The 12,848-nt window shown below is 60.8% G+C and carries 11 protein-coding genes; 3 read left to right on the forward strand and 8 right to left on the reverse strand.

Features of this window, described 5'->3' with window-relative positions:
* Positions 1-4 precede the first annotated feature (4 nt).
* Entirely contained in the window at positions 5-1,432 is a 1,428-nt protein-coding gene (sbcB, locus tag AB5Y83_RS16930) for an exodeoxyribonuclease I (protein WP_100647259.1), read from the reverse strand.
* A 340-nt stretch (positions 1,433-1,772) separates the two neighbouring features.
* Between sbcB and AB5Y83_RS16935 the strand changes: the two genes are divergently transcribed.
* Genes AB5Y83_RS16935 through AB5Y83_RS16945 form a run of 3 tightly spaced genes read left to right on the forward strand, consistent with a single transcriptional unit; the run spans position 1,773 to position 5,040 of the window.
* Positions 1,773-3,086: an anaerobic sulfatase maturase gene (locus AB5Y83_RS16935; protein ID WP_368175587.1), complete on the forward strand. Its 1,314-nt coding sequence runs from the start codon at positions 1,773-1,775 to the stop codon at positions 3,084-3,086.
* A gap of 3 nt (positions 3,087-3,089) precedes the next feature.
* Positions 3,090-4,205 carry a tetratricopeptide repeat protein gene (locus AB5Y83_RS16940; RefSeq protein WP_368175588.1) on the forward strand — a complete coding sequence of 372 codons (1,116 nt, stop codon included), beginning with the start codon at positions 3,090-3,092 and terminating at the stop codon, positions 4,203-4,205.
* Between the two features lie 34 nt (positions 4,206-4,239).
* Positions 4,240-5,040 (forward strand): formylglycine-generating enzyme family protein, encoded by an 801-nt coding sequence (locus AB5Y83_RS16945; protein WP_368175589.1) that lies wholly within the window; start codon positions 4,240-4,242, stop codon positions 5,038-5,040.
* Here AB5Y83_RS16945 and AB5Y83_RS16950 read toward each other — a convergent pair.
* The 7 genes from AB5Y83_RS16950 to AB5Y83_RS16980 form a co-directional block, all read right to left on the reverse strand.
* On the reverse strand, positions 5,037-5,972 hold the full coding sequence (locus AB5Y83_RS16950) for a LysR family transcriptional regulator (protein ID WP_368175590.1): 936 nt from the start codon (positions 5,970-5,972) through the stop codon (positions 5,037-5,039). The genes AB5Y83_RS16945 and AB5Y83_RS16950 overlap by 4 nt on opposite strands.
* Positions 5,973-6,209: 237 nt before the next feature.
* Complete coding sequence (locus tag AB5Y83_RS16955; RefSeq protein WP_368175591.1) at positions 6,210-7,541, reverse strand: BatD family protein; 1,332 nt, start codon at positions 7,539-7,541, stop codon at positions 6,210-6,212.
* Positions 7,522-9,252, reverse strand: a complete 1,731-nt coding sequence (locus tag AB5Y83_RS16960; protein WP_368175592.1) for a VWA domain-containing protein — start codon at positions 9,250-9,252, stop codon at positions 7,522-7,524. The genes AB5Y83_RS16955 and AB5Y83_RS16960 overlap by 20 nt, the downstream gene beginning before the upstream one ends.
* On the reverse strand, positions 9,249-10,292 hold the full coding sequence (locus AB5Y83_RS16965; RefSeq protein WP_368175593.1) for a VWA domain-containing protein: 1,044 nt from the start codon (positions 10,290-10,292) through the stop codon (positions 9,249-9,251). The genes AB5Y83_RS16960 and AB5Y83_RS16965 overlap by 4 nt, the downstream gene beginning before the upstream one ends.
* Positions 10,285-10,806, reverse strand: a complete 522-nt coding sequence (locus tag AB5Y83_RS16970; RefSeq protein WP_042082087.1) for a DUF4381 family protein — start codon at positions 10,804-10,806, stop codon at positions 10,285-10,287. Before AB5Y83_RS16970 ends, AB5Y83_RS16965 begins: the two co-directional genes overlap by 8 nt.
* Entirely contained in the window at positions 10,806-11,789 is a 984-nt protein-coding gene (locus AB5Y83_RS16975) for a DUF58 domain-containing protein (RefSeq protein WP_368175594.1), read from the reverse strand. The genes AB5Y83_RS16970 and AB5Y83_RS16975 overlap by 1 nt, the downstream gene beginning before the upstream one ends.
* 8 nt (positions 11,790-11,797) lie before the next feature.
* Positions 11,798-12,775: an AAA family ATPase gene (locus AB5Y83_RS16980; protein ID WP_368175595.1), complete on the reverse strand. Its 978-nt coding sequence runs from the start codon at positions 12,773-12,775 to the stop codon at positions 11,798-11,800.
* Positions 12,776-12,848 lie beyond the last annotated feature (73 nt).

The raw sequence follows: 12,848 nt of genomic DNA on the forward strand, positions 1-12,848 counted from the left end.
CAACTCATAAATCTTCCAGATAGTGGTAGAGACTCTTAAGAATCGCAAAGTTCCGTTCGTTACTCTGGTTCTGCTCGGCCAGTGCCTCGAGACGGGGCACGTAGTCCGGCAGACGACGGCTGAAGTAGTCGCTGCAGTGCAGGCGCCAGCGTTTCTGCTCTGCTTCGCTCAAGGTGTGCGGCCAGTTGCGGGCGCGGTAGCGGAACAGCATCTCCGGCAGCCGGGCGTCGGTAAAGGCGAACTCCCGCTCACCCAGCAGATCCGCGGGGGTGGCACGCACCAGATCCATGGTGGACTTGTCGCCATGGCCAAAGAATCCGGCGTAGAGCTGGGTATCGGGATCGCTCTCATTGCTGCCGGCGAACTCCTGATTGAATACTTCCACCAGTTTTTCCCGCACTTCGGGGTGGGCGCGCAGCAGGTCCAGGCTCTTGCGGCACTGCTCCCGATTGATGCCGAGCTCGTCGGCGCGCTCCGCCGTCAGGGTGGCGGCCGGTGCCAGCACCGGGCACTTGTTGATGTGTACCAGTTTGACCGGAATGCCCGCCAGATCCCCCAGCTCCTCTTTCTTGGTGTAGAGGCGCTCGCGGATCTCCTCGCTGGAGAGTTCAATGAGCGGGGTGGGGTCACGGGTCAGATCCACCATGATCACCGCGTTCTGGTTGGTGGGGTGCCAGGCAAGTGGCGAGACCCAGCTTGCACAACCCTGCCAGGGGGAGAACATGCCGGAGACATGCACCAGCGGCTTCATGGTCACCACGTCAATCAGCGCCTTCACTTTATTCTTGTTGCGAAGGTCAAACAGGTACCCGAATAGCTTGGGTTGGGCCTTTTTCACCAGCTTGGCCATCTCGATGGTGGCCAGTACGTCAGAGAGTGCATCGTGAGCATTGGCGTGGGCGACGCCGTTGGCGACCGTCAGCTTCTCCAGCCGGAAACTCGGTTTGCCTTCATCATCAAAGGCCCACTCGATCCCCTCCGGCCGCAGGGCATAGCAGGCCCGCAGCATGTCGAGGATGTCCCATCGGGAGTTGCCGTTCTGCCAGCTGTAGGCATAGGGGTCATAAAAGTTGCGATAGAGGGTGTAGCGGGTCACTTCATCATCGAAGCGGATACTGTTGTAGCCAAGCACACAGGTATTCGGCGTGGCGAACTGCTCGTGGATCTGGCGAATGAAATCCGCCTCGCACAGCCCGTCCTTCATCGCCTTTTGCGGCGTGATACCGGTAATGAGGCACGCCTCCGGATCTGGCAGGTAGTCTGCCGGAGGCTTGCAATAAATCACCAGTGGCTCGCCAATGATGTTGAAATCCGCATCGGTACGAATACCGGCAAACTGCGACGGCCTGTCCTTGGCGGGGCTGATGCCGAAGGTCTCGTAGTCGTGGAAGTAGAATGTTGGCTCGTTGCCCGCGTGTGCTGTTTTGCTCATGTTGCTCGAGATGAGGTATCCGATGACGGCGGCTAGCGCCTGGGTGGGCGGTGCCAGGCACCACAATTGCGTGCATGGTAAACCATAGCGCAGGCAGAACGAAGGGCGAGCCGTGCAGGTGGCGGTTTATTGGGCGGTTGCTCCCGATATCTTAGGCACTTCTGTCTTGCTCACCGGGACTATACGACCAATTTATCTCGTAGGATGCGATGATTTTTTATGACATCAGAATGTTAGCCTGGTCCCATATCCGCTGGTTATAAGGGGTATAACCAGCGTGTGACAGCGGGAGCCTTTAGACTGCAGGCCTCAAAACAGCAATTTTGCAGGTGGTGCAGTTATGGTGATTACTCAGGGTCCACAGTTCAACGGCAAGGCATCCAAACGGATGCATGTGATGGCCAAACCTATCGGGGCCGTGTGTAACATCGACTGTACCTACTGCTACTACCTGAGCAAGCAGGATCTGCTGGAATACAAGAAGGGATGCTCGCCCCAGATGGACGAGCAGACCCTTGAGACCTATATCCGCCAATATATCGAGGGGCAGAATACCCCCGAGATCATCTTCTCCTGGCAGGGGGGCGAGCCGACGTTGCTCGGGCTCGACTATTTTCGCAAGGTGGTCGAGTTGCAGCGCAAATACCAGCCGCAAGGGGTGGTGATCGCCAACGATCTGCAGACCAACGGCATCCTGCTCAACGATGAGTGGTGTGAATTTCTGGCCGCCAACAACTTTCTCATCGGTCTGAGCATCGATGGCCCCGAGTTGCTGCACAACGCCTATCGGGTCAACCGAGCCGGGCGCGGTACCTTCAATCAGGTGATGACGGCGGTGGCGCTGTTGCACAAATACAAGGTGAAGTTTGCCACCCTGACTTGCGTCAACAACCTCACCAGCAAGAATGCGCTGGAGGTTTATCGCTTCCTGCGTGATGAGGTGAAGTCGCCCCAGATGCAGTTTATCCCCATCGTCGAGCAGAAGGGTTTTCGCACCACCGCGCCCCAGACCTGGCAACCGCAGGAGCAACTCAAGCAGGGGGACAAGCGCCTCAATCCTTGGCATAAAAATTCGGTGGTCGAGCCCTGGTGCGTCTCGGCTGAGGGGTGGGGGGATTTTCTCATCACCATTTTCGATGAGTGGGTGCAGCAGGATCTGGGGCGGGTCTTCGTGCAATATTTCGAGGCGAGTGTCGAGACCTGGATGGGACGCAAGAACCCCCTCTGTACCTTGGGGGAGATTTGCGGCAAGGGGCTGGCGATGGAGCCCAACGGCGATGTGTTTGCCTGTGACCACTATGTCTATCCCAAGTACAAGATCGGCAATATCCACCATCAGCCGCTCAGTGAGCTGGCGTATTCGCCCGCCCAGCAAGCGTTCGGCTTTGCCAAATCGCGCAGCCTGACCCGCCAATGCCAGCAGTGTGACTACCAGTTTGCCTGCTATGGGGAGTGCCCGAAGAACCGCTTTATTCGCACCCACGAAGGGGAGGCAGGTCTGAATTACCTCTGTGCCGGTTGGTACAAGTTTTTCAGCCATATCGATCAGTCGATGGCCTATATCCTGCGCCGTGCCGGTTACCCTGTGGCCCATGGCAAGTATCGTGATGCGGGGATGAATAACGGCGTCATGACACATGGTCAGAGGAAATAAGCGATGCAGAGCATGTTGAGTCGCCACGAGTTCCGTCACACCCGCTCCGGCACCATGGGCGCCTTGTGGCTGGCCCTTGGCATGACCCTGTCTGGCGCAGCGCTGGCGGTAGCCAGCCCTGCGCCGCCGGTCACCTCATCAGCGAATGGGGCACCCACCGCATCCGTGGCAGTCACTGCGCCCTCAGACGCCCAGATCCAGCAGTGGGCCTACAGTGCGCAGGATATCTCCCTGCCAGCGGTGGAGCGGGCCGATGCCCTGCGCCAGCTGGCTGCTTATCCGAACCAGAACAGTCTGGTGGCGGTGGCCAGAAGCCTGCGTGATGAGCACGCCTTGGTGCGCGAAGCGGCGGTGATTGCCGCCGATCCCTATCAGTTTGCGCACCGCTGGCGACTGCTCTCACCGCTGCTGGATGACAGCAGTGCCGAGGTTCGCCGCGCCGCTACCCTCAATCTGGCTCGCGATTATGGCGCCATGAATGAGGGGCAACTGAGCGCCATTGGCCAGCCGCTGGCGGAGTTGAGCGAGTATCTCGCCCGGCAGCAGGACCCTGCGCAGCAGCTGTTGCAGGCAGATCTCTATCGCTGGACCCGGCAGTGGGACAAGGCGCAGGCAAGCTACGAACAACTGCTGGCCAATCAGCCCGATAATCCCCTGATCTGGCTTGGTCTCTCTGACAACTTGCGGGCCCAGCAACGGGATGCCGAGGCACTGGCCTTGCTCAACAAGGGGATTCTTGCGCTGCCACAGAATGCCAACTTCCATTACGCCAAGGCGCTGACCCAGGTGCGCCTCGATCAGAAGAGCGAAGCGGCAGTCACCATGGCACAGGCGGCGGAGCTCGCTGGCAATAACAGCTACTTCTGGTATCTCAACGGGGTGCTGCAAGAGCCGCTGGATCTCGAGAAAGCCATCGGCTCGTTCGAGCTTGCCTACCGGATCTCCGGCGCGCCGGAGCAGCTCTATGCGGTGTGTGATATCTACCTTCGCCACGATCACCCCAAGAGCGACACCTGCATGAGTGAACTTGGCAAGATAGCGCCCCCCGAGGTGCTGGCCGAGCTCAATAGCAAGCGCGCGAGCAAGACGAGCACGCCGCCGGTTTCTGCTGGCCAGTGATGGCTGCCACTTCTCTTACTGCACAGGTCAGGTTATGACAATCATACCGCTCAAATTCGCAATTCCGTTGCTGGCGACCACCCTGCTGGTGGCCGGCTGCACCCTCTCGGTCAAACAGGGCAACCAGCCGCTCCATCCGCTGCGACAGAAGATTGAAGCGGACATGGTGCTGGTGGAAGGGGGCCGTTTTGAGATGGGCTCCAACGACCCTAGCGCCAAAGCGAGCGAAGGGCCGCAGCATGCGGTCTCGCTCAACAGCTTCTACATGGCAAAATTCGAGGTGACCCAGGCCCTGTTCGAAGCGGTGATGGGCCCCTCCATCAGCTATTTCCAGGCACCGGAGGTACCGGTCAACAACCTCAGCTGGCAACAGGCCAATCTGTTTGTGACAAGGCTCAATGAGTTGACCGGCGCTCACTACCGCCTGCCCACCGAAGCTGAGTGGGAGTATGCAGCCAAGGGGGGCAAGCTGAGTAAAGGCTATCGTTACAGCGGCTCCGATCAGATTGATGAAGTGGCCTGGTACAGCGGCAACGCCAAGAATCGCGCCTATCCGGTGGGGCTGAAAAAGCCCAACGAGCTGGGGCTATACGACATGACCGGCAATGTGGGGGAGTTTGTGGCTGATGCCTATGAAGAGACCTTCTATCGCCATAGTCCTCAAGAGAACCCGAACAATGCCCAGGAGAGCAAGAGCCACCTCGCCCATAAGTCGGTGCGAGGCGGCAGCTACGCCTATGAGGCTGAATTGTCTGAAAATTTCCGGCGTGATTTTGCCAGCCAGTCGGTGATGATGGCTGACATGGGATTGCGACTGGTGCGTGATGCCCGTTAGGGCTGATCGATGGAGGTGGCCAGCCCCAGCTCGCTCACCACCTCGAACAGCTGCTGGCGCAGCCAGCGGTGGCCCGCCTCGGTGGTCCGGCTGGGATGCCAGATGGCCGACAGGCTGAATATTGATTCCTCGAAGGGGAAGGGGAGTACCCGTACATCATACATGCCGGCAAAGGTATTTATGATGGAGGTGGGCAAAACCCCGATGATTTCGCTGCACGCAATGATGGGCAGCATCTCCATGGCGGTCGGCACCCGTACCACGATATTGCGGTTGGCCATTTGCGGCAGGTGCTCGGCGGTGATCATGCTGCCTCTGACCTGCCACTGGGCCAACGCCACATGCTCCTCGGTAAAATAGGCCTCCACCGTCAAGTTGCTGCCCAGTCGCGGGTGGTTGCTGGCACACACCACCTTCACCTGCTCGCCATAGAGCACCTCGCTCTTGAGCATGCTGCGCCCGCTCTGGGTCATGTCGATGATGAGATCATAACGCTGCATCCGCAGGTCACTCTCCATATCCTCGGTAAAGAGGGGATGCACCTCGAGCGAAATACCCGGGGCGTGTGCCCGGATCTTGCACAGCAGCGCCGGAACCAGTTGGGCGCTGACCAGTCTGACACAGGCGATGGAGAAGACTCGCTGGGAAGTGCGCGGATTGAAGGTGCGCGAGGTCGAGAGGGTCGAGCTGAAGTTTTTCAGCGCGGCCGCCATCGCCGGATAGATGTCGATGGCAAACGAGGTGGGCTCCATCCCCACGACCTTGCGATTAAACAGAGGATCACCGTAGATCTCCCGCAGTCGCTTGAGGGCCTTGCTGACGGCGGGTTGGCTGATCTCCATACGTGTCGCCGCCCGGGAGAGGCTGCGCTCTTCATAGATCGCGACAAAGATCGGGATCAGGTTCAACTCGGTACTTCTGATGTCTAACAAGAGAGGCCTCGTTACATGTTCGTGGAAAAATCACACTGCCTTGGCACTGCCGGGTAGCCGGAGGGGAGAACCTGCCACGCCAGTCAGGTGGCGTGGCAGCCAGCTGGTATCCCACTTTGGCAGTGTAATGAAGTGGGCAAAGTGGGACAACCAGTGCAGGGGTTGGTTGCTGCGTGGCGCACTTTATTTATCTGTTTGCGTTGCAGGATGATTGATCCGCTGAGGTCGGTTTGCCAGTCAGGGGGGCAATTCCGGCAGGGCCGCTTGCCAGCCGATAATGTGGCCCAACCGTGAACGGATGTTGCCAAGACAGGTGCCCCGTCGCCTTTGCAGGCGCACCAGCAGGCGCCAGCCCATCCTGAGCGCATCAGCCCGCTCAAGGGGATCTTGCTGGAATACAGCCTGTTGTTGCTGCCAAGCCGGATCGGAACTGACACGGCTCAGTTCCAGCCAACCCCTCTTGGCCCGCAGATAGCGATAGGCCAGTACCCGCACCGCCCCCCACTGCCTGCACCAGATGGCGGCCCCATATTGCCAGCCGAGCGGGCGAGGGTGGTGGCGGTAGTAACGGGCTATAGCCCGGAGCGCCAGCACCAACAGGGCTACACCACCGGCTACTCCAAGCAACCGATGCCAGTAGGCCGCCAGCCAGGAGGCGGGAGTGTGTCGCACTTGCAGGGTCTGCCCAGGGAGGGTCAGGGTTTGCAGCTGGCCAGTCTGGCTGTTCCACCATGCAAGCTCCAGCGCGGGCAGGGTCAACTCACCACCTCGCTGCAAGATATAGGTAGTCTCATCTTCCCGTGTCGAGAGGTACTCCCCCCGCTCCTGGGTATCGTTCAGTCGGGCTTGCGCCGGATAGGCCTGTACCCGTCCATCGCTTGCAAGCGGAGTGATCAGCGGCGGGATCAGCACCGAGAGGGTATCCTGTCCGTTGGCGGTAACAGTTCGGGTGATAGCATCCCCCACCCGCAGCTCGCCGTCAGCATGGTCATCCGCAGAGCGCTGCCAACGCTGGCTCAGGGTGAGATTGCTGGCGCTCAGCCAACGCCCGCCGACCGTCAGGGCTGGGTCGGGCAGAGCGGCGGCAAAACGCTGAGGGTGGGTGGTAAGGGTGATCTGCCGGGAGCCCCCTTCAGGGCGCGCCACGGTGGCCCGTACCGCGATGGCGGGGATCTCGAACTGGCCGGATTGCTGGGGATAGAGCGTCAGCTCCCAGCGCTGATGTGACCAGGTCTCGCCATCGCGGCGCAGGGTGAAGTTGGTCGCCAGCTCGCTGCGCTGCTTGACCATGACCCCCGGCAGCTCGAACTGGCCGATGCGGGTACCCGCGGTAAACCAGCGGTTGGTCGCCAGCTCCAGATAGAGGGTGATCTGTTGGTTGACGGCATAGGGGCGCTTCTCCTCCCCCTGATCTTTCAGCCAGCTCTTGAGGGTTACTTGAGTGGCGTCAGTCGCATCAGAAGCCTCGGCAGCCTGTGCTTCGACCGTGAGCAGCACGGCCCCGAGCAGGGTAGCGGTCGCCACATATCCGCACAGCCAGTGGCGGAGTTTATTGTGCCGGTTGCACATGGGTAGGCTCCTTGTGGGTGGCAGAACGAGGACGGGCGGTTGCGCCCGTTTGCTGCGCTTGTAGCTGGAGGCGGAATTTGGCTTGCAGGAAGTCACCGGGATCAGACTCCACCCGGCGCAGCCACTTTTCGGCCTGCGCCGGATTGGCCAGGATCTGATCTGCGGTCAGGGTTTCGCGCGCCATCAGGGATGAAGCCACTGTCTCTTCCGCCCCGTCGGCACTGCGTGGCTCATCATCGGGCAGTTCACTGGAGTGATCAGGTCCATCCGGCGTGCCGGTCTGGCTCTGACTGGCGCGGTTGATCTCGTCAACAATCCCGCTCATCACCTGATAGTTGTGGGCGGCTGATTGGCGCACGCTCGGGTCGCTGGCCTCGTCAGCCAGTTTCCGGAACAGCCGGCGGGCGGCCAGATACTCACGCTGTCTGGCGAGAGCATTGCCGGCATAGAGCAGAGCCTGTTCGGAGTCGGCTTGCAGGAATGCTGACTGGGCCAGTGCAAACTCGGCGCCATAGTAGTAGGCCACCCCCTTGTAGAAGGGATCTTCATAGTGTTTAGCCGCCTCCAGATAGTCCCCTTGCTGGAAGTACCACTGCCCCTGCTGATCTGGGGTGAGCCAGAGGTTGAACCACTGCTGTTTCAGCTCCTTTGCCCAGTGATTGATCGCAGGCTCTGTCGGCTCTGCGGGCGCCAGCGAGAAGGTGGTGGCCTGCGCAGGCGTCGTCTGTAACAGGGAGAGACCGATGGCTGCCACCAGACCCCACTGCACCAGCCAGCCTTTGCGAAACCAGAGCAGCAGCAGGGCGACGACCGGAAAGAGCAGGTAGTAACCCATGTCCTGCCAGGGCATCAGGGAGTCGTTATGGATCAAAAAGTTGCGTTCAATCCCCCGGTTGATGCGATCTACGTCGCCATTATCCACCGTCATGGTGAGCAGGGTGCCATCGCTGTCACTGGCCAGTCGCCGTAGTGAGGCAAGCTCCAGCGGGCGTTTGCCACTCAGGGCCGGGTCGCCAGCGGCCAGGATCAGCAGCTGACGGGATTGACCACGGAAATAGTCAGCCAAGGGGGCGATGGCGGAGGGGCTGATGCCATCGCTCACCAGCAAAACGGTGCTGCCGGTCTCATCGGCCAGAAGTTCGGTGAGCAGCGGGATCACCTGTTCGGTGCGCTTGCCCGCTTTAGGCATGATCTCGGGACGGATGGCGGCGAGGATAGGGTCATAGACGGCATTGTCACGGGTCAGCGGCATGGCGGTGTGGGCCGAGCCGGCAAAGACCACCAGCCCGTTGCGCCCGCCATCGCGGGTCGCCAGCAGATCGCTGATCTTCTGCTTGGCCCGCGTCAACCGGTTGGGGGCGATATCCGTTTCCAGCATGGAGTCGCTGTTATCGAGCAGGATCAGCAGGGCGCCCTGATCTTCGCCAAAAGGGGAGGGTTCACGGCTCCAGGTCGGCCCTGCACAGATCAGGATGGCCAGCCCCATCAACAGCCCCAGCACCTTGAGGGGCAGGTTCTTTTTCCAGCCGGTGTCCCCCAGCGTCAGCGCCTCGCGCAGATGGGGCGGCAGCCGCTGTTGCCAGTTGTTCGCTTCATCCATGTGCCAGCGCAGCAGCAGGATGGCGACAAGGGGGAGCAAGGCCAGCAGCCACCAGGGGCGCAGAAAGTGGGCATTCAGCCAGAGCTGCTGCCAGTAGAGAGGATCCATCATGGCGTGTCTCCTGAGAGAGCAGTGCGCAGGCGGTAGCGCCTGAGGGTCAACAGGGAAAAGAGGGTGAGATAGAGGACGACGCTGATGGCGATGAGGTAATGGTGCAGGCTTTCGCGAGTCTGAAAGCGGGTGCTTTCGTAGCGTTGTGGCTCCAGCTCACCGATCACCTGATAGGCGCGCGTCAGCTGCGCCTCATCAAGAGCCTGAAACAACTGGCCGCCGGTCAGGGTCGCCAACTGTTGCAGGGTATCGAGATCGAGTGCCTGTTCGCCGACGGTGGCCGGATCCCCCATGGCGATAGTATGCAGCCGCACACCGTTGACCGCGGCTACCCGGGCCGCATCCCGCGGGCTGACAAAACTGCCGGTGTCGTTGCCATCGGTAAGGATGATGGCGACTTTCTCCCGCTTGGCGCTGTTCTGGTCTTGTTGCCCATGGCGATCGCTGTTGTTGAACACTTTGATTGCCAGACCGATGGCATCCCCCAGATGGGTGCTCTGGCCCGCCATGGCGACATCGGTCTCCTGCAGCAGGGTTTGCCAGGTGTCGAGATCGGCGGTAAACGGCGCCTGGAGAAAGGCGGCATCCCCAAACAGGATGAGCCCGAGCCGATCTCCTTCGCGCGTTGCAGCAAATTGTTTAAGCACCTCTTTGGCGGCGTCGAGCCGACTGAGGGACTTGCCGGGGTCGGGGGAGAAGTCGGTCTCTGCCATGGAGCCGGAGAGATCCAGCACTATCATCACATTCCGCCCGAACCGCTCGCGTACCTGAGGCGTGCCATAGATGGTGGGCTTGGCCAGCGCCAGCACCGCCAGTAGCCAAACGGTGATCAGGGCGATCCGTTGCCACCAGCTGGCAGTTAGCTGGGTTGCCCCCTCACGCGGCGGCTCATCCAGCAGACCGATCAGCAGGTCGAAGAAGGGCACCTTGATGGCACTTTGCCGAGTGCGATAGGCCGGAATAAGGCGAAACACCAGCAACGGCAGGGGCAGCAGCCAGAAACAGTGGGGGTGGGCAAACTCGAGACCTGCATCAAGCATGATGGGCCTCCGTCGCCAACGAGGCTGTTTGTATTGGAGTCTGGTGGTGGGCAAGCCAGTCGTTGCAGAGGGAAACGAGGCAGAGCTGATCACTGACGCTTAGCACCACCTGATCACAGACCAGCGATACCAGCCAGCGCTCCCCCAGTTCGGTCGCGAAACGGGGCTGCCTATCCGCCATGGCATTGTCGAGGGTCTGCAGCAACGCCATGCCAAACAGCTTGCCGTGCCGGGGATCTAGGTGGGTCAACACCTGCTTGATCAGGTGAAACAGCGCCAGACTGGCCCCGGCATCAGACCAGTTGATCGTGCGCAGGGCCGCCTGCGCTTCACGCCGGTAACGCTGCTGCCACCAGCGCTGTGCCCGGTGATAGAGCCAGAGCAGCGCCAGCGCCCCCAGGCTCAGCGCCAGCAGCAGCCAGCCTGCGGTTTGCGGTTGCCAGCTGATGGTGGGTGGTACGGTCACGTCCTGCAATTCGCGCAGCATATAGGTGCCGGGCAGCTTGTGGTTCATCAGTGATCTCCTCCCAGTGCGGTAATGAGGCGGGCGAGGTGGTGGCCACCGGTGTCGAGGGTAATAAGCGGCAATCCCTTGAAGGCCATCAGTCGCAGCAGTTGCTCTTTTTTCAGCTGCTGCTGGCGGGCTAGCCCCTGATCCAGCACAGGGATCTGGTGGGGAGCAATATTGAGCTGGTACTGGCCATCGCCAACTACCCAGCTGGCGCCAGCGGCTTTGGTCGACAGGGTCGACTCAAGGGGATCGGCGATGTGCAGTGCCAGCACATCGTTGTGCTGTTGCAAGTAACCGAGGCGGGTCAGGTCGGCCTCGGTGACGCCTGCCCAGTCGCTAAGAAAGATCAGGGTGGTATTTTTCAACTTGAGGCGGCCCAGCATCGCCAGCAGGGGGGCCATACCGGTCGCCTCGCTGTCGCGGCTGGTGGCCGAGAGAGCATGATTGGCGGCACAGAGCTGGCGCAGTCCTGCCAACCAGTGGCCACGGGAGCGCTGGCCGCGCAGCCACGCCACGCCATCGCAGTGCAAAATGGCGAGCCCGACCCGATCGCTCTCTTTGAGTACTTGCCAGCCGAGCAGGGCGGCGACTTCGGCGGCCACCACCGACTTCATCACCTCCACCGAGGAGAAGAACATGCAACTGCGCTGATCAACGCAGAGGATCACGTGACGATCTTTCTCTTCGCTATAACTGCGCACATGGGGGCGGCCGGTGCGCAGGGTCACTTTCCAGTCCAGGGTGCGAATATCATCCCCTTGCTGATAGTGGCGCAGCTCTTCAAAGTTGAGCCCACGGCCGCGAAAGCGTGACGGGTGGCGGCCGCACAGCTGGTTGCCGCTGTTTGGCCGGGGCAGCAGTGAAAACTGGCCGACCAGCCCCTGTAGCCGGACCAGTGTCAGGTAGTCGCAGTGGATGCGGGGGTCACCACTGGGCGGTTGCCCGCACTGTGTCAGCCTGTCATGGGATAAGGAGCGAGGTGTCATGGTATCGCTTACCCGATGACGACGTGATCGAGCAGAGTCATCACCACCTGCTGGTGATCCACCCCATCTGCCAGCGCGTCATAGCTGAGGGTAAAGCGGTGGCCAAGCACGCTGGGCACCATGGCGCGCACATCGTCGGGCAGCACATGGTTGCGCCCTTGCAGCCAGGCATAGGCGCGGGCGCACTTGTCCAGAGCAATGGATGCGCGGGGGCTGGCGCCGACCGCAATCCACTGTGGCAGCCCGGTAGCCGGGTAGCGATCGGGGTGTCGGGTCGCCATGACCAGCGCAATGATGTAGTGCTCCACCAGCGGTGAGACCGTCATGGCCGAGAGCTCTGATCTGGCCTGCAAGATGAGTTCAGGGGAGAGGGGGGCGAACCCCTCGTTCTGCTGGCGGGTACCGCGCTCTTCGGTTCGCATCAGCCTAATGATGGCAAGCTCTGTCTCTTCATCGGGGTAGGCGACCGAGACCTTGAGGGCAAAACGGTCCATCTGGGCTTCTGGCAGCGGGTAGGTCCCCTCCTGCTCGATGGGGTTCTGGGTGGCCAGCACCATAAAGAGCTCGGGCAAGCGATGGCTCTTGTCACCGACGGTAACGGTGCCTTCGGCCATCGCCTCCAGCAGCGCCGCTTGTACCTTGGCGGGGGCGCGGTTTACTTCATCGGCCAGTACGATGCTGTTGAAGATGGGGCCTGGCTGGAAACGCAACTGGTGGGCTCCGTCACGCTCCTGATACATCTCGGTGCCGGTTACATCTGAGGGGAGCAGATCGGGGGTGAACTGAATGCGGCCGAAGCTGGTATTGAGGGCTTCTGCCAGCGCCTTGACCGAGCGGGTCTTGGCGGTGCCGGGCAAACCTTCAAGGAGCACGTGGCTATTGGTCAGCAGGCCGATGACCAGGGCGCGGATCACATGGGACTGGCCGACCACACTGTGACCAACCTGTTCGATGAGTTGAGAGATCTGTTGTTGCAAGGGGTTCATAGGGTTTTCCACAGGGTACATTTAACGAGAGAGAGATAGGGCTAGGAGGGGGCCAACGGATTTTCAATTTCCA

The organism is Aeromonas sp. R5-4, assembly GCF_040908215.1.
Classification (GTDB): domain Bacteria; phylum Pseudomonadota; class Gammaproteobacteria; order Enterobacterales; family Aeromonadaceae; genus Aeromonas; species Aeromonas veronii.